This is a genomic window from Stella humosa, from assembly GCF_006738645.1.
GTDB classification, from domain to species: Bacteria; Pseudomonadota; Alphaproteobacteria; order ATCC43930; family Allostellaceae; genus Allostella; species Allostella humosa.
Genome location: NZ_AP019700.1, coordinates 3552049 through 3567035, shown reverse-complemented (window position 1 = coordinate 3567035; position 14987 = coordinate 3552049). Strand labels below are relative to the sequence as shown.

The window sequence follows — 14987 nt, the reverse complement described above, 5'->3', positions numbered from 1 at the left end:
CTCCCTCAGGCCGCGCTTGCGCCGACGGCGATGACCAGGTTCCCGACCGCATCCACCGTCGCCGTGGCGCCGGGGTCGATCAGGATGGTGGTGTCGAGCTGGGCCACGATGGCCGGGCCGGCGATGGTGGCGCCAACCGGCAGACCCTCGCGGGCATAGACCGGGGTGTCGAGCCAACGGCCGGCGAAATAGACCCGCCGGCTGGCGCGTTGGGCTGCCTCCAGGCTGCCACCCGGCTCCGGCGCGAAGATCGAGAAGTCGATGCGCTGGCGCCGGCCGAACACGGCCGTGCGCAGGTTCGACAGGATGGCCGTCATCTCCATCAGCTCGATGTCGAAGCGGCGCTTGTAGAGCGCCTCCAGGCTGGCCTTCACCTGGGCCGGGTCGAACGGCCGGGTGACCGGCACGCGCAGCACGTGGCTCTGCCCGCGATAGAGCAGGTCGGCCTCGAACAGGGCATCGACGCCATCGACCGGCACGCCCTCGCCCTCGACCTGGGTGCGGCCGCGCGCCTCGTGCTCGGCATAGATGGCATCGACCATGGCCGGGTCGACGCTGGCCAGCGGCAGGTTGAGGGTGCGCACGAAATCATGCCGCAGGTCGGCCAGGATGCAGCCCAGCGCCGAGGTAAGGCCGGGGAAGCGCGGCACCAGCACCGTCGGCACGCCCAACTCGCGGGCCAGTGCGACGGCATGCAGCGGTCCCGCCCCGCCGAAGGGGAATAGGGCGAAGTCGCGCGGGTCATAGCCGCGCTCGATCGAGACCAGGCGGATGGCGCTGGCCAGGTGGTTGCTGGCGACCGTGATGATGGCCGCCGCCGCCTCGATCGCGTCCAGCCCCAGCGGCCGGCCGATCTTCTCGACGATGGCGGCCTTCACCGCCTCGATCGAGACGCCGCCGGCCACGCCCGGCAGGGCCGCGGTATCGAGCTTGCCCAGCACCAGGTTGGCGTCGGTCACGGTCGGCTCGGTGCCGCCGCGGCCATAGCAGATCGGGCCGGGGTTGGCGCCGGCGCTGTCGGGGCCGACCTGCAGCAGACCCGCCTTGGTGATGCGCGCGATTGAGCCGCCGCCGGCGCCGATGGTGTGGATGTCGATCATCGGCACGCGGATGGGCACGCCGTAGGCGATGTCCTTCTCGGCCGAAAGGGCGGGTTCGCCGCCGCGGATCAGCGTCACGTCGAAGCTGGTGCCGCCCATGTCGCAGCCGATCAGGTTCGGATGGCCGGACTGTTGGCCGATCCGGGCAGCCGCCAGCGCGCCCGCCGCCGGGCCGGACATCACCGTCTGCACGGCATAGTCGGCCGCGGCCTTGCCGCTCATGGTGCCGCCATTGCCCTGCATGACCAGCAGCTCGCTGCGGAAGCGGGCGAGCTTCAGCTCCTTCTGCAGGCGGCCCAGATAGCGGGCCATGATCGGCTGGATGTAGCCGTTGACGGCGGCCGTGCTGCCGCGCTCGAACTCGCGCACCTCGCGCAGGATGTCCGAGCCGACCGAGATGAAGGGGTTGGGCCACAGTTCGCGGGCGATCTCGGCCGCGCGCTGCTCATGCGCGGGGTTCACGTAGGAATGGAGGAAACTGATGACGAGGGCCTCCGCCCCGGCGTCGATCAGCCGGCGGATGGCGGCCCGGACCGCCTCTTCGTCCAGCGCGATCAGCACGTTGCCGCGCGCGTCCAGCCGCTCGGGCACTTCCAGCCGCATCTCGCGCGGGATCAGCGCTTCGAAGCTGCCGATCATGCCGTAGCCGAAGGGGCGGGTGCGGCGGCCCAGCTCCAGCACGTCGCGGAAGCCGACGGTGGTGATCAGGCCGCAGACGACGCCCTTGCGCTCCAGCACGGCATTGGTGCCGACCGTCGTGCCGTGGACGAGCGAGCTCAGGGCCTCCGGCGCCAGGCCGCTGTCGCGGATGCCGGCCAGCATGCCGCGCGACTGGTCGTCGGGGGTGGAGGGCACCTTGACCACCCGGAAGCGGCGCTCGGCCTCGTCGATGAAAAGAAGGTCCGTGAAGGTTCCGCCGACATCGACCCCAGCCTGCCATTGCCCCATCGCGAGACGATCCTTCCTGGCTGATGATCCGGCCCTGGCGCATCCGGAGAGGCGCCAACGGTAGGGTCCGATTTCCGCCGGTGTCAAACGCCGAATGGCGCCGCCGGAACAGCAAGCAAGGGTCGCGCCAGAAGCGCCCTGATCAGCCGCTCGATCGGGGTGCCGCGGCCTGGCGGGCAAGCCAGGCCGCGACCGGCGCGATCTCGTCCTGCCGGCGCAGCCAGGGCGAGTGGCCGGCGTCGGGAATGGTCAGCAGCTCGGCCCGCGGGTTCATCGCGATCATCCGGTCGGCGATGTCCGCCGGCAGCATCGTCGACCGGCCGCCGCGGACGAGCAGGATCGGCACCGCGATGCCCTTCCAGGATTCCGAGCGGTCGCTGTCCCCGCGCTGCAGCTCGAGGAAGCGGACACTGCTCCTCAGCCGGGGGTCGCAACGGAGGCGGATGCGCCCCTCGCGCGTCCGCATCAGGCTGTATTCGGCGACCTCGCGGAGCCCCTTGGGCGATATCGCGCCCCGATCGCTGACGAACAAGGCAACCGTCCGGAACGCCTCCATCGGATCGGTGAACTCCGTCGCCTTCGGCATCAGGGTCGCGTGGTGGGCAATGGCCGGCGCCGGCCACTGCACGCTGACATCGACCAGGGTGAGCGAGCGGAGCGGGATGCCCGGCTGGGCTGCCATCCGCATGGCGACGCCGCCGCCCATCGACCGGCCGATCAGGTGGATGTCGCTGGTGCCGGCCACGGCCATCATGGTCGCGATGGTGGCGGAATAGGTGGCGAACTTGTACTCGCCGTCGCGCAGCCAGGCGCTGTGCCCATGTCCGGGAAAGTCCGGGCAGAACACCCGCCAGCCGGCCGCCGCCAGGGTGGCCGCCAGCCGGTCGCATTCGCGGCCGTTCTGCATGAAGCCGTGCAGGATGATGGCCGTCGGGCCGGTGTTCCTGACGCCCCAGACCGTGCAATGGACGGGGTGGAAGGCATCGCTGCAATAGACGGGAAAGACGAGGGCGCGCGGCTGGATGGGTTCGGAGGGCATGGGCGCCATATTGGCGACTGCCGGCGGTTGGGGGAAGGCCTGCCTAGACCCCTCCCGCCCGGAGCCGCTGCCGCGCGGCCAGCGCTTGCCGGCCCAGCCAAGCCACGATCGGGGCAACCTCGGCTGGCCGCCGCAGCCAGGGCGGGTGGCCGGCGTCGGCCAGGGTCAGCAGTTCGGCCCTGGGGTTCATGGCGATCATCCGGTCGGCGGTATCGGCCGTCAGCATGATCGACCGGCCGCCCCGCACGAGCAGGGTCGGCACCTCGATCGCCCGCCAGGAGTCCGAGCGATCCTTGTCGCCGCGCTGCATGTCCAGGAAGCGGATGCTGGTCCGCAGTCGCGGGTCGCAGCGGAAGCGGATGCGGCCATCGCGCGTCCGGGTCATGCTGTATTCCAGCACTTCGCGCATGCCCTTGAACGATATCGGTCCGCGATCGCTGACGAGCAGCCGGACCGCCTCGGCCGCGGCCATCGGGTTGGCGAATTCCATCTCCTTGGGCAGCAGGCTGGAATGATACGCGACGGCATCCGGCGGCCACTGCACGGCAACGTCGACCAAGGTCAGCGAGCCCAGGGGAATGCCCGCTTGGCCGGCCATCCGCATGGCGACGACGCCGCCCATGGATCGCGCAACCAGATGGATGTCAGGCCTGTCCGCGACCGCCAGCATGGTCGCGATGGTCGCGGCATAGGTGGTGAACCGGTACTCGCCGTCGCGCAGCCAGGCGCTGCGGCCGTGCCCAGGGAAGTCGGGGCAGAACACCCGCCATCCCGCCGCCGCCAGGGCGGCCGCCAGATGATCGCATTCCCGGCCGTTCTGCAGGAAGCCGTGCAGGATGATCGCGGTCGGGCCGGTGTTGGCGGCACCCCACACGGCGCAATGAACGGGATGCAGGGCATCGCTGCAATAGACGGGGACGACGCGTGTTTGCGGTCGCGGCGGTTCGGGTGGCATGCTCGCCTTTGCTGCGGGCGGTAAGGGATGCTCAGGTCGGCGCCGGCTGGCCGGCTTTCCGCTCGCGCACCGCGCGCGCCTGGCGGTTCAGCCATTCCACGACCGGCTCGATCTGATCGGGCGTGCGCAGCCAGGGTGGATGACCGGAATCCGGCATGGTCAGGAGTTCCGCCCGCGGATTCAGTTCCAGCATCTGCTGCGCGATGTGGGCTTCGAACATCAACGACCGCCCGCCGCGGATCAGCAGGATCGGAGCGGGAATGGCGGCCCAGATAGCGCTGCGATCGCTGTTGCGGCGGCGCAGCCGCATGGCGCCTTCGGCGGCCAGAAGCCGCGGGTCGCAGCGGAACGCGAAGCGCCCGTCCGGCAGCCGTCGCAGGCTGTACCGGACGACGTCCTGCAGGTCCGCCTCTGAAATCTGGCCACGGTCGCTGGTGAAGCGGATGACCGCATCCCGGGCCGGCTGCAGCGTCGCGAACGTCATCCGCCGGGGATACAGGTCCGACTGCTGCTCCAACCCCGCCAGCGGCCATTCCAGGCCAACGTCATTGATCACCACCGAATGCAACGGAATGCCGCGGCTGGCGGCCATGCGCATGGCGATGCCGCCGCCCATCGAGCCGCCGATGAGATGCACCCCCGGCACGCCGGCCGCGGTGATCGTGGTGGCCACGGCGGACGCATAGGCAGCCGGGCTGTATTGGCCGTCGTGCCACCAGGCGGTGCCGCCATGGCCGGGAAAATCGGGGCAGAAGACCCGCCAGCCGGCCAGGGCGAGGCGGCGCGCCAGCGGGTCGAACTCTCGCCCGTTCTGCATGAAGCCGTGCAGCAGGATGGCGGTCGGGCCGACACGCTCGATGCCCCAGCAGGTGCAGTGCAGGCGGTAGAACGCCCGGTCGGAATAGGCGGTCAGGAAGCGGGACTGCGCTTCCGGCGGAACGGTCGTCATGGGGTTCTCGTCAGGCCGAACAATGAATGCCGCCGGCCGCGGCGGCTAGGCTGCGTGCCGTACGAGCCAGGAGACGACGGGCTCGATCTCCTCGGCCCGGCGCAGCCAGGGCGGATGGCCGCAGTCGGGTATCGTGATGACTTCGGCAAGCGGGTTGCGCGCGACCATTTCCTGGGCAGTTGCGGATGATACCATGACCGAGTGCTCGCCGCGAACGATCAGCGTCGGCACCCGCAGGCCATCCCACAACGGCCAGCGGTCCCTGCGGCCGGCGCGTCCGCGCATGTCCTCGATCGACTGGCGCAGGGCCGGGTCGAAGCGCAGGCGATAGGCCTCGCCTTCGCGGACGAAGCAGTAGTCCATGATGGCGTCGATGTCGGTCTCGGTGAGGGGGCCACGGTCCTGGGCATAGTGCATCAGCGCCGCCCGCGCATCGGCGTGGCAATCGAACAGCGTTGCCGACGGGATCAGCTCGATCACCCGCTCCAGCCCCGGGCCCGGCCATTGCGGGTTCACGTCGACGAGCGTGGTGGTCTTCAGCGGAATGCCCGGGATGGTCGCCAGCCCCAGCACCAGGCCGCCGCCCATCGAACTGCCGAGCAGGTGAATGAGGCTCGGCCGCGGCGCATCCGCGACGGCCACGGCGATCACCGTCGCCATCGCCCGGCTGTCGGCCCCGGCGCGATAGTCGCGCGACCGAGAATGCCATTGGCTGCGGCCGTGACCGGGCAGGTCCGGGCAGAAAACGCGCCACCCTTCGCGCGCAAGCGCAATGGCCAGCGGATCGAACTCTCGCCCGTTCTGGAGGTAGCCATGCACCAGGATCGCGGTTGGCCCGCGATTGTCGAACCCCCACACCGTGCAATGGATGTCGTGGAACCGATCGCCGAACGGACTGGCGAAAACGTGCGACCACGGGGTTGGGCTACCGCTAACCATTGTGCGCCTACCGTAGCGCGAAGAACACACCCACGGCCACGGCGATCGCAATGCTGCCCATCACGACGATCAGCATCCATTCCCGGCGCCTGCGCGCGGCTGCCACGCGCACCCGGCGCTCGTCGGCAGGCGGCGGGGCGCCGGCAACCGGCGCCCCCAACCCGGCCGCCGGCCGGATCTCGTCCGCGGCCGCCGTCATCGGCGATGGGGCTGGCGGGTCAGCCACAGGGCCGCCGCGAAGCCCGCCGCCAGCGCACCCAGGGTCGCCGTCGTCAGGGTCGGATTGCGCTGCACGGCGGCTGCGACCGAACTGACCGTGATCTGGCCGATCTTGCGCTCGCCCTCGGGGAAATCCGGGATGGCGGCGCGGAATCGGTCGCGGCTGCGCCGGGCTAGGCGATGCTGGCGGCGGATGACGTTGTGGATCGCGGGCGGCAAGCCGGCGCGGATCGCCGCGTCGTAGGCCTCTTCCAGCACGCTTTCGCCGCGCACGATCTCGCGCAGGATCGCCTCGCGGTCATGGCCGGAAAGGGCCGCGCGCAGGTCGAAGAACAGGCGATGGGCCGCACCCATCACCGTGCCGTTGGAATCCGGCGTGGCGCCGAGATCCACCAGACTTTCGTCCAGGGCCTCTACCATGTCCTCACGCTCGTCGACCAGATGGCCGAATTCCGCCTTCAGCGACTGGTCGGTCGTCTCGTCGGCGGCCTTTCGATAGCCGGTGGCGCTGTCGCGCACCTGCGCCGCCAGGCTGCGCAGCAGGCGGATCGTTTCGGCTTCGCTGGCGCCGACTTTGGTGGTCTGCGAGGTGATCTGTCCGTCGTCCATGTCCTGCTCCTTAGGCTCAAGGAATGGTGGGTTCGCAAGGTTGAACCCCGAACCCGCCCGGATGTTCCCGGAACCTTGGCGAACGGCGTCCGGTTGTCCCCTTGAACGCACCATTCGAGGGACAGACCGATGGCCGACAAGCAGCCGCCCCAGAAGGACGCAACGGTGGAAACGGTGCGCCGCCAGCAGCACACCGGCAATCACGAGCAGGATGGCAAGGGTGGCGCCGACCGCTTCGGCGGCACCCGTGCCGGCGCGGAGAATGTCGAGCCGGCGCCCGCTGCCAGGAAGAAGTAGCGCTACCGGGGCTCAGCCGGTGCTGTCGACCCGCACCAGGAGGTAGTCGATGCCGTGATACTGGAGGTGCTTCACCTCCTTGCTCATGGCGCGCAGCAGCCGCAGCGACAGGTCGACCTCCGGGTTGGCCTCGCCGACGGCGGCGACCGAAGTCATCGCCGCCTCGGCATTGCTGCCGGCGGGGGCGGAGATGTATTCGAGTTCGGCATCGTCGCCGACCCGGCGCAGGCGGACCAGCAACTGGTTGCCGCGGGCACGGCGGCCTTCGCCGACCTGGGCTTCCAGCAGGAACAGCATCGCCTCCTCGGCCGCCAGCATCAGCCGGTCCTCGGCCCGGTTGTCCCAGCCGAGCCGGCTGGTGAAGCCCTGGATCAGGGTGCGCACCTGGCCGATGGAGCCGATCTCCAGCGGCACCGTCAGCTTGTCGCGGCTGCGCCGGGCCAGGGACAGTACCGACATCAGCAGGATCGCAGTCAGGCCGCCGGCCGTGGTGCTGTTGGACAGGAAGAGCTTGGCCCAGGCCGGCAGCATCTCGTTGAAGAGCGCGTTCTCCTGGAACCCGAAGCCGACCCAGAAGCCGAGGCAAACCGCCAGCCCTGTCTCGAAGCCCAGCCCGTCCTCGTTCACCAGGCGGATGCCGTGGCCGAACAGCAGGACGATGATCATCATGATGAAGGCGCCGGCCACCGGCCCCGGCATGGCGGCGACGACGGCCGAGATCTTGGGGCAGAAGGCCAGCAGGATCAGGAACAGGCCACCCCACCAGCCGACCCGGCGCGAGGCGACGCCGGTCAGTTCCACGACCGCGACGCTGGACGAATAGACGGTGTTGGGCACGGTGCCGAGCACGCCCGCGATGAAGCTGCCCAGGCCATCCGCGTTGATCGCCCCCTGCACCCCCTTGAAGTCGATCGGCTGGGCCTGGCGGCGCGAGGTGCGCTGGACCGAGACGCTGTCGGCATAGGTCTCGATGCCGCCGACCAGCGTGATCAGCACGAAGGCCGGCAGCAGCATCCAGAACTCCGGCGCGAAATCGAGCGCCATGCCGGGCCAGGAGCCGCTGGGCAGACCGACCCAGGGGGCGGCCGCGATCGGCGCCAGATCGATCATGCCGGTCGCTCCGGCCACGGCCGAGCCGCCCAGGACGCCCAGCAGCGGCGCCCATAGGCGCAACGCGCCGGTGGCGAACAGCGAAATCGCGACGATCAGCACCGTCGTCGCCAACACCACCATCGGCACGGCGACCGAACCCTCGAACGGTGCCGGCACCCGCTTCATCATCCCCCAGGCGATGGGCGCCACGCTGAGCGCCATCAGCATCAGCACCGTGCCGCCGACGGCCGGCGTCAGGATTCGGCGCAGGGCCGGCAGCTTGGCGGTGAACAGGAAGGTGGCCAGGGCCGACACGGCGACCAGCGTCGCCAACAGTGCGGGGCCGCCCGACTGGATCGCTGCCACAGCGACCGAGATGAAGGCCGCATTCGATCCCACGAACATCACGTAGCCCGAGCCGATGATGCCGATGCGCGACACCTGGAGCCAGGTCGACAGGCCGGCGGCGATGAGGGCGCCGAAGACGAGCCAACTCGTCGTCGGCCCATCGAGCCCAGCGGTGCGGGACACCACCAGAGGGGTGATCATGATCCCGGTCAGGATCATCACGACGATCTGGGCGCCCATGCCGGCGGCCAACGCGTGGGGCGGGCGCTCCTCGGGCTCGTAGCGCAGGTGGCTGTTGTCGCTCACTGGGGGATTTCCTTGGGCTCGGCGGTCTGGATCGCGGCCACACTCTCGCCCAACCGGACCAGCGCCGCCACCGTCTCGCGCAGTCCACGCGACAACGGCTTGTCCTGGCGCATCACCAGCGCCAGGCTTCGGGCGAGGCGCGGCGACAACGGGCGCCAGGCCAGGCGCGGATGGCCGGCCGCCATCGCCATCCCCGGCAGGACCGAGCAGCCCAGCCCGGCGCCCACCATCTCCTTGATCGCCTCGACGCTGCCCAACTCCATCATCGGCCGGGCGGGCAGGCCGCCGGCCAGGAACCATGCGTCCACCAGGCTGCGGGTGCGGGCACCGGGCTCGAACAGCACCAGCGGCCGGGCGGACAGCAGGCCGGGCGTGGCGCGCGCCGGCAGCTCTTCGCCGGCAGGGAAGATGGCGACGAACGGGTCCTCGACGATCGGGCGCACCTGGAACATGCGGCCGGGAGCGGGCAGGGTGACCAGTGCCGCATCTAGCAGGTTGTCCTCGACCGCCCGCAGGATCTCGGGCGTGTTGCCGGTGGTGACGACGATCTCCAGCGCCGGCAGCCGCTGGCGCAGCCCGGCCAGCACCGGCGGCAGCAGGTAGATGCAGGCCGTGGCACCCGTGCCGATGCGCACCCGCCCGACCTCGCCCTTGGCATGGCTTGCCATCGCCTCTCCCGCGGCCAGCAATGCCGCCTCGATGCGGGCGGCATGGCCCATCAGCTCCAGGCCGGCGGCGGTCGCCGTCGCCCGCCGCCCCACCCGCTCGATCAGGCGCACGCCCAGCCGCTGCTCCAACTGGCGGAGCTGCAGGCTGATCGCCGGCTGGGTCAGGTTCAGGCGGGCGGCGGCGGCCGAGAAGCTGCCCAGGCGCACCACCTGGACGAAGGCCTCGAGCTGGTCGGGGTTAAGGCTGCGCATGCCAAAGATTCTCTCATGCGAGCGATAAGAAACCGCGATTTTTCTTTGATGCGACCGACCATCATGCTGCGCTGCAACCGAACCGATGCCGGAGCCTTCGAGCCATGCCCGCGATCCTGCTGCGCGATGCCGTCGATACCGACCTGCCGTCGCTGCACGCGATCTATGCCCATCATGTCCGCCACGGGCTGGCCAGCTTCGAGGAGACCCCGCCCGATCTCGATGAGATGCGCCGGCGCCATGCCGGGGTCGTCGCCGCTGGATATCCCTACCTCGTGGCCGAGGTGGCCGGGAGCGTCGCCGGCTACAGCTACGCATCGGGCTACCGCGCGCGCTCGGCCTACCGCTTCTCGGTCGAGGATTCGATCTACCTGGCGCCCGGCATGGCGGGGCAGGGCATCGGCAGTGCGCTCCTGGCCCAGCTCATCGCCCGTTGCGAGGCCGGACCGTGGCGGCAGATGGTGGCGGTCATCGGCGACAGCGCCAACCAGCCCTCGATCGCGCTGCACCGCCGCTTCGGCTTCCGCCCGGTGGGCGTGCTGGAGCAGGTAGGGTTCAAGTTCGGCCGCTGGGTGGACAGCATCCTGATGCAGCGGCCGCTCCATCCCGCCAGCCCCGCCTCGTGAACCCCGTCCGGCGCGGCACCGTCTGGGCGCTGGGCGTCTCCCAGCTCGTCGGATGGGGCGTCACCTACTACCTGATCGGCGCGCTCGGGCCGCTGATGGTGGCCGATCTCGGCTGGGGGGCCGCCGTCGTGCATGGCGGCTTCTCGGCCGCCCTCGTCACCATGGGCCTGGCCTCGGCGCCGATCGGCCGTCTGCTCGACCGCCATGGCGGCCGCCCGGTGATGGCGGCGGGGTCGTGCCTGTCGGCGGCGGCCTGCGTCGCGCTCGCCCTGGCCGATGGCATCGCCCTCTACTATGCCGCCTGGATCGCGCTCGGCATCGCCATGCGGATGATGCTCTACGACGCCGCCTTCGCCGCCCTGGCGCGCATCGGCGGGCGTGGCGCCCGGCGTTCGATCTCGCAGATCACCCTGCTGGGCGGGCTGGCCTCCACCGTGTTCTGGCCGATCGGCTATTACCTGGGGGCGGCCTTCGGTTGGCGGGGGGCGGTGCTCGCCTATGCCGCGATCGCGCTGGCGACGCTGCCGTTGCACCTGGCCATTCCGGCCGGCCGGGCGGTGGAGGAGGGCCGGGCCGGCGGTGGCCCGGTCGAGGCGCCGCCACCGGCGGGGCGCCTGCCGGCTTTCCTTTATGCCCTGATCGTCACCATCACCGCCTTTCTGGCCTCGGCCATGTCGGCGCACATGATCGCCATCCTGGCCGGGCTGGGGATGGGGGCGACCCTGGCGGTGTGGGTGTCGGCACTGCGCGGCGTCGGCCAGTCGCTGGCCCGCCTGGCCGAGGTGTTGTTCGGCGGGCGCATGCATGTGCTGACTCTGGCGGTGCTGGCGACCGGCCTGCTGCCGCTGGGCTTCGCGGCCGGCGTGCTGGGCGGCGAGTTCGCGGCCGCCGCCATAGCCTTTGCCATCGTCTATGGCAGCGGCAACGGGCTCGCCACCATCGTCCGCGGCGCGCTGCCGCTGGTGCTGTTCGACCCCCGGCGCTACGGCGCGCTGGCGGGAAAGCTGGTCGCTCCCAGCTTCCTGCTGGCCGCGGCCGCCCCCGTCGCCTATGCCGCGATCATCGAGCATGCCGGCAGTGCCGCCGCCCTCTGGTTCTCGGCCGCCTTGGGCCTGGTGCTGACGGCGGCCGCCTGGGAACTGCGCCGACGCTACCTGCCCGCCGCGGGGTGATTTCCGGGCGCCCGATCGCCATCTCCACGGGGATGGTTGTCGGTAAGGAGGTGTCGCTTGGCGCGGCCGAAGGTGGTGATCGTGGGGGGTGGTTTCGGCGGCTTGGCGGTCGCGCGTGGGCTGGCCCGCGCCGACGTCGCGGTGACGCTGGTCGACCGCCGCAACCATCACCTGTTCCAGCCGCTGCTCTATCAGGTGGCGACCGCCGCCCTGTCGCCCGCCCAGATCGCCCAGCCGATCCGCGCCGTGCTGCGGCGGCAGGCCAACGCCGCCGTCGTCCTGGGCGAGGTGGTGGGGATCGACCGGGAAAATCGCTTGGTCCTGACCGCGGATGCGGGACCCATCCCCTATGACCAACTGGTCCTGGCAACCGGCGCCTCGCACGCCTATTTTGGGCATGAGGAATGGCGGCCCTTCGCGCCCGGGCTGAAGTCGCTCGACGACGCGACCGCCGCGCGCCGCAACATCCTGGCTGCATTCGAGCGGGCCGAGATCGCCACCGACGAGGACGAGCGGCGGGCGCTGCTGACGTTTGCCATTGTCGGCGGCGGCCCGACCGGGGTGGAGATGGCGGGCGCGATCGCCGAACTGGCGCGCAACACGCTGGCACGCGAGTTCCGCCACATCGACGCCGCGTCTGCCCGGGTTGTGCTGGTCGAGGCAGGCCCCCGCATCCTGCCGGCGATGCCGCCCGAACTGTCGACCAAGGCCGAGGCCGGCCTGAAGCGGCTGGGGGTGGAGGTGCGGCTTGGCGCTGCCGTTACGCTGTGCGCAGCCGACCGGGTGGAGATCGGCCCGGACGTGCTGGCCTGCCGCACGATCATCTGGGCGGCCGGCGTCCAGGCATCGCCCGTCGCCCGCTGGTTGGGAGGGGACGTGGCGGTCGATCGCGCCGGCCGCGTGCGGGTAGAGCCCGACCTGACCCTGCCGGGCGATCCATCCATCCGGGTGATCGGCGATGCCGCTGCCGTGCTCAGCGCCGAAGGCCGGCCGGTGCCGGGTGTGGCGCCCGCCGCCAAACAGCAGGGCGCCTACGTGGCGCGCGACATCGCCGCGCGCCTGGGGGCGCAAGCGCCGTCAGGCCCCTTCCGCTATCGCGACCAGGGCAACCTAGCCACCATCGGCCGGGGCGAGGCGGTGGTCGATCTCGGCCGGGTGCGGCTGTCTGGCACGATCGCCTGGTGGTTCTGGGGCATCGTCCACGTCTTTTTCCTGATCGACTTCCGCAACCGCCTGTCGGTGTCGCTGGACTGGATCTGGTCCTACCTCACCTATGGCCGCAGCGCCCGACTGATGACCGAAGCGCCGCCGCGGCGGCGGCCCTAGTCAGCCCTCGCCGGCCTGGCGATAGGGGGAGTGTTCGGCCAGGGCCGCCATCTCCTGCTGCATGGCTGGGCGCTCGCGGCGCAGGAAGTCGTCGACGGCGCGGCGCAGGGCCGGGTCGGCGATCCAGTGGGCGCTGTGGGTGGCGACCGGCAGGTAGCCGCGCTGGATCTTGTGGACGCCTTGCGCGCCGGCCTCGACCCGCTTCAGCCCGTGGGCGATGGCATAGTCGATCGCCTGGTAATAGCAGCACTCGAAATGGAGGAACGGCAGGTCCTCCAGCGTCCCCCAGTTGCGGCCGAACAGCGTGTCGGTACCCCGCAGGTTGAGGGCGCCTGCGATCGTTCGGCCGTCGCGCTCGGCCACCACCAGCACCACCCGGTCGCCCATGGTGGCGCCCAGCCGCACGAAGAAATCCTTCTCGAGATAGGCGTTGCCCCACTTCTTGTCGGCGGTCGCCAGGTAGAAGCGGTAGAAGGCGTCCCAGTGTCGGCGGGTGATCTCTGACCCCGTCAGCGCCCGCACGGTGATGCCGGCGGCCGCTGCCGCCTGGCGCTCCTTGCGGAGCTGCTTGCGCTTGCGCGAGGCCAGCGTCGCCAGGAAATCCTCGAAGGTCGCGTAGCCGGCATTGTTCCAGTGGAACTGCTGTCCCAGCCGGTGCAGGAAGCCGTATTCGGCCAGGGCCGTGCACTCGTCGGCCTGGGCGAAATTGACGTGGATCGAGGACAGGCCGGCCTGGCGGGCGATCTCGATCAGTGTGTCGACGATCTGGTCGCGTGTCCCGGCCGCGGCCTCGGGGTGCAGCAGCAGGCGCGGGCCCGGCACCGGCGTGAACGGCACGGCCACCAGCAGCTTGGGATAGTAGCGCCCGCCCGCCTGCTCGTAGGCATGGGCCCAGCCATGGTCGAAGACATATTCGCCGTAGGAATGGCCCTTCACATAGGTGGGGGCGGCACCGATCGCGGTGCCGCCCGCATCCTCGACCACGACATGGCGCGGCAGCCAGCCGGTGTCGGCCGCGACCGACCCCGATTCCTCCAGCGCCGACAGGAAGGCATGGCTGAGGAACGGGTTGTCCGCACCAGCGCAGCCGTCCCATTGGGCGGCCGCGATCTCACCGATGCCCTCCAGTATGCGCACCCGCGCGGGGGCGCGGCTGCCCGCCCCGGCTGGGAGGTCGCCCGGCAGGCCGGTCAGCGCACCACCTTGATGTAGGTGTCCTTCAACACGATCATGCCGTCCTTGAAGGTATAGAGGTCGCAGCCCAGCCACTCCTGCCGCTCGCCGGTGGCGAGCGTGGCCGTCCGCCGCCACTCGGTCACGCCGCGGTCGGCCGTCACATATTCGGCCGTGTGGTCCCAGCGCACGTCGGGCGTGCGCTGGAAGAGGCCGGTGAAGAAGGCGCGGATGGCCGCGTGGCCCTGGTAGCTCTCGCCTTCGGGGACGGCACCCACGGCATTGCGGAAGACCCCATCCTCGGCGAAGCAGCCGACGATGCCCTCGACGTCGCGGCGGGCGAACTGCACGCCCACCTCCTTCAGGCGCTCCAGCGTCACCATGGCCCGGTCCTCCCCTTGGCTGGTTGTCAGACGAAGGCGATGGTGGCTTCGACCTCGACGGCGACGCCGAAGGGCAGGGCGGAGACGCCGACGGCGGCCCGCGCATGGCGGCCCTTGTCGCCGAAGATCTCGACCATCAGGTCCGACGCGCCGTTCACCACCGGGGGCTGGTCGCCGAACGACGGGGTGGAGGCGACGAAGCCGCCGAGCCGCAGGATCTGGGTGATCCGGTCGAGGTCGCCCAGCGCGCGCTTGGCCTGGGCGATGATGTTGAGGCAGCAGAGCCGGGCGGCGGCCTGGCCGTCGGCGATGCTGACGCCGTCACCGAGCGTGCCGATGAAGCGGCGCTCGCCGTTCCACATGGGGATCTGGCCGGCAACGTAGAGCACGCCGTTATGCATCGTCGTCGGCACGTAGTTGGCCGCCGGCGCGGCTGCCTGCGGCAGCTCGATGCCGAGTTCGGCGAGACGGGCTTCGATCGCTCCGGCCATGGATGGTCCTCGTGACTCGTGGGGATGGAAAGGGTGGGCGGCAGGATAGCCACGGGCGCCCGGCGCCGCCATCACTTCGCCCCGATTCGGTTCGT

General features: G+C 70.7%; 16 protein-coding genes. 4 read left to right on the top strand and 12 right to left on the bottom strand.

What is annotated here, in order from left to right:
- Nucleotides 1-5 precede the first annotated feature (5 nt).
- The 7 genes from STVA_RS16715 to STVA_RS16685 all read right to left on the bottom strand — a co-directional run bounded on the left by STVA_RS16715 (nucleotide 6) and on the right by STVA_RS16685 (nucleotide 6758).
- A complete protein-coding gene (locus tag STVA_RS16715; protein WP_123695238.1) occupies nucleotides 6-2048 on the bottom strand; it encodes a hydantoinase/oxoprolinase family protein in 2043 nt (680 codons plus the stop codon).
- Between the two features lie 142 nt (nucleotides 2049-2190).
- On the bottom strand, nucleotides 2191-3087 hold the full coding sequence (locus STVA_RS16710) for an alpha/beta fold hydrolase (RefSeq protein ID WP_170216733.1): 897 nt from the start codon (nucleotides 3085-3087) through the stop codon (nucleotides 2191-2193).
- Nucleotides 3088-3130: 43 nt separating this feature from the next.
- The gene (locus tag STVA_RS16705) at nucleotides 3131-4042 is read right to left on the bottom strand and encodes an alpha/beta fold hydrolase (RefSeq protein ID WP_123695234.1); all 912 of its coding nucleotides are present in this window, start codon (nucleotides 4040-4042) and stop codon (nucleotides 3131-3133) included.
- A 31-nt stretch (nucleotides 4043-4073) separates the two neighbouring features.
- On the bottom strand, nucleotides 4074-4991 hold the full coding sequence (locus tag STVA_RS16700) for an alpha/beta fold hydrolase (protein WP_123695232.1): 918 nt from the start codon (nucleotides 4989-4991) through the stop codon (nucleotides 4074-4076).
- Nucleotides 4992-5036: 45 nt separating this feature from the next.
- Nucleotides 5037-5930, bottom strand: coding sequence for an alpha/beta fold hydrolase (locus STVA_RS16695; RefSeq protein ID WP_123695230.1), 894 nt, complete (start codon nucleotides 5928-5930; stop codon nucleotides 5037-5039).
- Nucleotides 5931-5937: 7 nt separating this feature from the next.
- Nucleotides 5938-6129 carry a hypothetical protein gene (locus tag STVA_RS16690; RefSeq protein ID WP_123695228.1) on the bottom strand — a complete coding sequence of 64 codons (192 nt, stop codon included), beginning with the start codon at nucleotides 6127-6129 and terminating at the stop codon, nucleotides 5938-5940.
- Complete coding sequence (locus STVA_RS16685; RefSeq protein ID WP_170216731.1) at nucleotides 6126-6758, bottom strand: ferritin-like domain-containing protein; 633 nt, start codon at nucleotides 6756-6758, stop codon at nucleotides 6126-6128. The genes STVA_RS16690 and STVA_RS16685 overlap by 4 nt, the downstream gene beginning before the upstream one ends.
- Nucleotides 6759-6887: 129 nt before the next feature.
- Here STVA_RS16685 and STVA_RS27690 point away from each other — a divergent pair, with 129 nt between their 5' ends.
- Nucleotides 6888-7055 carry a hypothetical protein gene (locus tag STVA_RS27690; RefSeq protein WP_170216729.1) on the top strand — a complete coding sequence of 56 codons (168 nt, stop codon included), beginning with the start codon at nucleotides 6888-6890 and terminating at the stop codon, nucleotides 7053-7055.
- Between the two features lie 12 nt (nucleotides 7056-7067).
- On the opposite strand, the gene STVA_RS16680 is transcribed toward STVA_RS27690, so the two are convergent.
- Together STVA_RS16680 and STVA_RS16675 are read right to left on the bottom strand one after the other, a co-directional pair.
- Entirely contained in the window at nucleotides 7068-8801 is a 1734-nt protein-coding gene (locus tag STVA_RS16680) for a uracil-xanthine permease family protein (RefSeq protein WP_123695224.1), read from the bottom strand.
- Entirely contained in the window at nucleotides 8798-9721 is a 924-nt protein-coding gene (locus STVA_RS16675) for a LysR family transcriptional regulator (protein WP_123695222.1), read from the bottom strand. Before STVA_RS16675 ends, STVA_RS16680 begins: the two co-directional genes overlap by 4 nt.
- Nucleotides 9722-9825: 104 nt before the next feature.
- Here STVA_RS16675 and STVA_RS16670 point away from each other — a divergent pair, with 104 nt between their 5' ends.
- The 3 genes from STVA_RS16670 to STVA_RS16660 are packed head-to-tail and all read left to right on the top strand — an operon-like array spanning nucleotide 9826 to nucleotide 12845.
- On the top strand, nucleotides 9826-10347 hold the full coding sequence (locus tag STVA_RS16670) for a GNAT family N-acetyltransferase (protein ID WP_123695220.1): 522 nt from the start codon (nucleotides 9826-9828) through the stop codon (nucleotides 10345-10347).
- Nucleotides 10344-11519, top strand: coding sequence for an MFS transporter (locus STVA_RS16665; RefSeq protein ID WP_123695218.1), 1176 nt, complete (start codon nucleotides 10344-10346; stop codon nucleotides 11517-11519). The genes STVA_RS16670 and STVA_RS16665 overlap by 4 nt, the downstream gene beginning before the upstream one ends.
- A 57-nt stretch (nucleotides 11520-11576) precedes the next feature.
- A complete protein-coding gene (locus STVA_RS16660) occupies nucleotides 11577-12845 on the top strand; it encodes an NAD(P)/FAD-dependent oxidoreductase (RefSeq protein ID WP_170216727.1) in 1269 nt (422 codons plus the stop codon).
- Here the strand turns inward: STVA_RS16660 and STVA_RS16655 are convergent, their stop codons facing one another.
- From STVA_RS16655 to STVA_RS16645, 3 genes are read right to left on the bottom strand one after another with little or no spacing between them, the layout of a single operon-like run.
- Nucleotides 12846-13982, bottom strand: coding sequence for a GNAT family N-acetyltransferase (locus STVA_RS16655; RefSeq protein ID WP_123695214.1), 1137 nt, complete (start codon nucleotides 13980-13982; stop codon nucleotides 12846-12848). It abuts the gene before it with no gap.
- Between the two features lie 53 nt (nucleotides 13983-14035).
- A complete protein-coding gene (locus STVA_RS16650; RefSeq protein ID WP_123695212.1) occupies nucleotides 14036-14401 on the bottom strand; it encodes a nuclear transport factor 2 family protein in 366 nt (121 codons plus the stop codon).
- 26 nt (nucleotides 14402-14427) lie between these two features.
- On the bottom strand, nucleotides 14428-14892 hold the full coding sequence (locus tag STVA_RS16645) for a RidA family protein (protein WP_123695210.1): 465 nt from the start codon (nucleotides 14890-14892) through the stop codon (nucleotides 14428-14430).
- Nucleotides 14893-14987: the final 95 nt, after the last annotated feature.

Excerpts from the sequence above, each read along its gene's own strand:
- STVA_RS16715 (WP_123695238.1), bottom strand. The coding sequence starts at position 2,048 with ATGGGGCAATGGCAGGCTGGGGTCGATGTCGGCGGAACCTTCACGGAC.
- STVA_RS16710 (WP_170216733.1), bottom strand. The coding sequence starts at position 3,087 with ATGCCCTCCGAACCCATCCAGCCGCGCGCCCTCGTCTTTCCCGTCTAT.
- STVA_RS16705 (WP_123695234.1), bottom strand. The coding sequence starts at position 4,042 with ATGCCACCCGAACCGCCGCGACCGCAAACACGCGTCGTCCCCGTCTAT.
- STVA_RS16700 (WP_123695232.1), bottom strand. The coding sequence starts at position 4,991 with ATGACGACCGTTCCGCCGGAAGCGCAGTCCCGCTTCCTGACCGCCTAT.
- STVA_RS16695 (WP_123695230.1), bottom strand. The coding sequence starts at position 5,930 with ATGGTTAGCGGTAGCCCAACCCCGTGGTCGCACGTTTTCGCCAGTCCG.
- STVA_RS16690 (WP_123695228.1), bottom strand. The coding sequence starts at position 6,129 with ATGACGGCGGCCGCGGACGAGATCCGGCCGGCGGCCGGGTTGGGGGCG.
- STVA_RS16685 (WP_170216731.1), bottom strand. The coding sequence starts at position 6,758 with ATGGACGACGGACAGATCACCTCGCAGACCACCAAAGTCGGCGCCAGC.
- STVA_RS27690 (WP_170216729.1), top strand. The coding sequence starts at position 6,888 with ATGGCCGACAAGCAGCCGCCCCAGAAGGACGCAACGGTGGAAACGGTG.
- STVA_RS16675 (WP_123695222.1), bottom strand. The coding sequence starts at position 9,721 with ATGCGCAGCCTTAACCCCGACCAGCTCGAGGCCTTCGTCCAGGTGGTG.
- STVA_RS16670 (WP_123695220.1), top strand. The coding sequence starts at position 9,826 with ATGCCCGCGATCCTGCTGCGCGATGCCGTCGATACCGACCTGCCGTCG.
- STVA_RS16650 (WP_123695212.1), bottom strand. The coding sequence starts at position 14,401 with ATGGTGACGCTGGAGCGCCTGAAGGAGGTGGGCGTGCAGTTCGCCCGC.
- STVA_RS16645 (WP_123695210.1), bottom strand. The coding sequence starts at position 14,892 with ATGGCCGGAGCGATCGAAGCCCGTCTCGCCGAACTCGGCATCGAGCTG.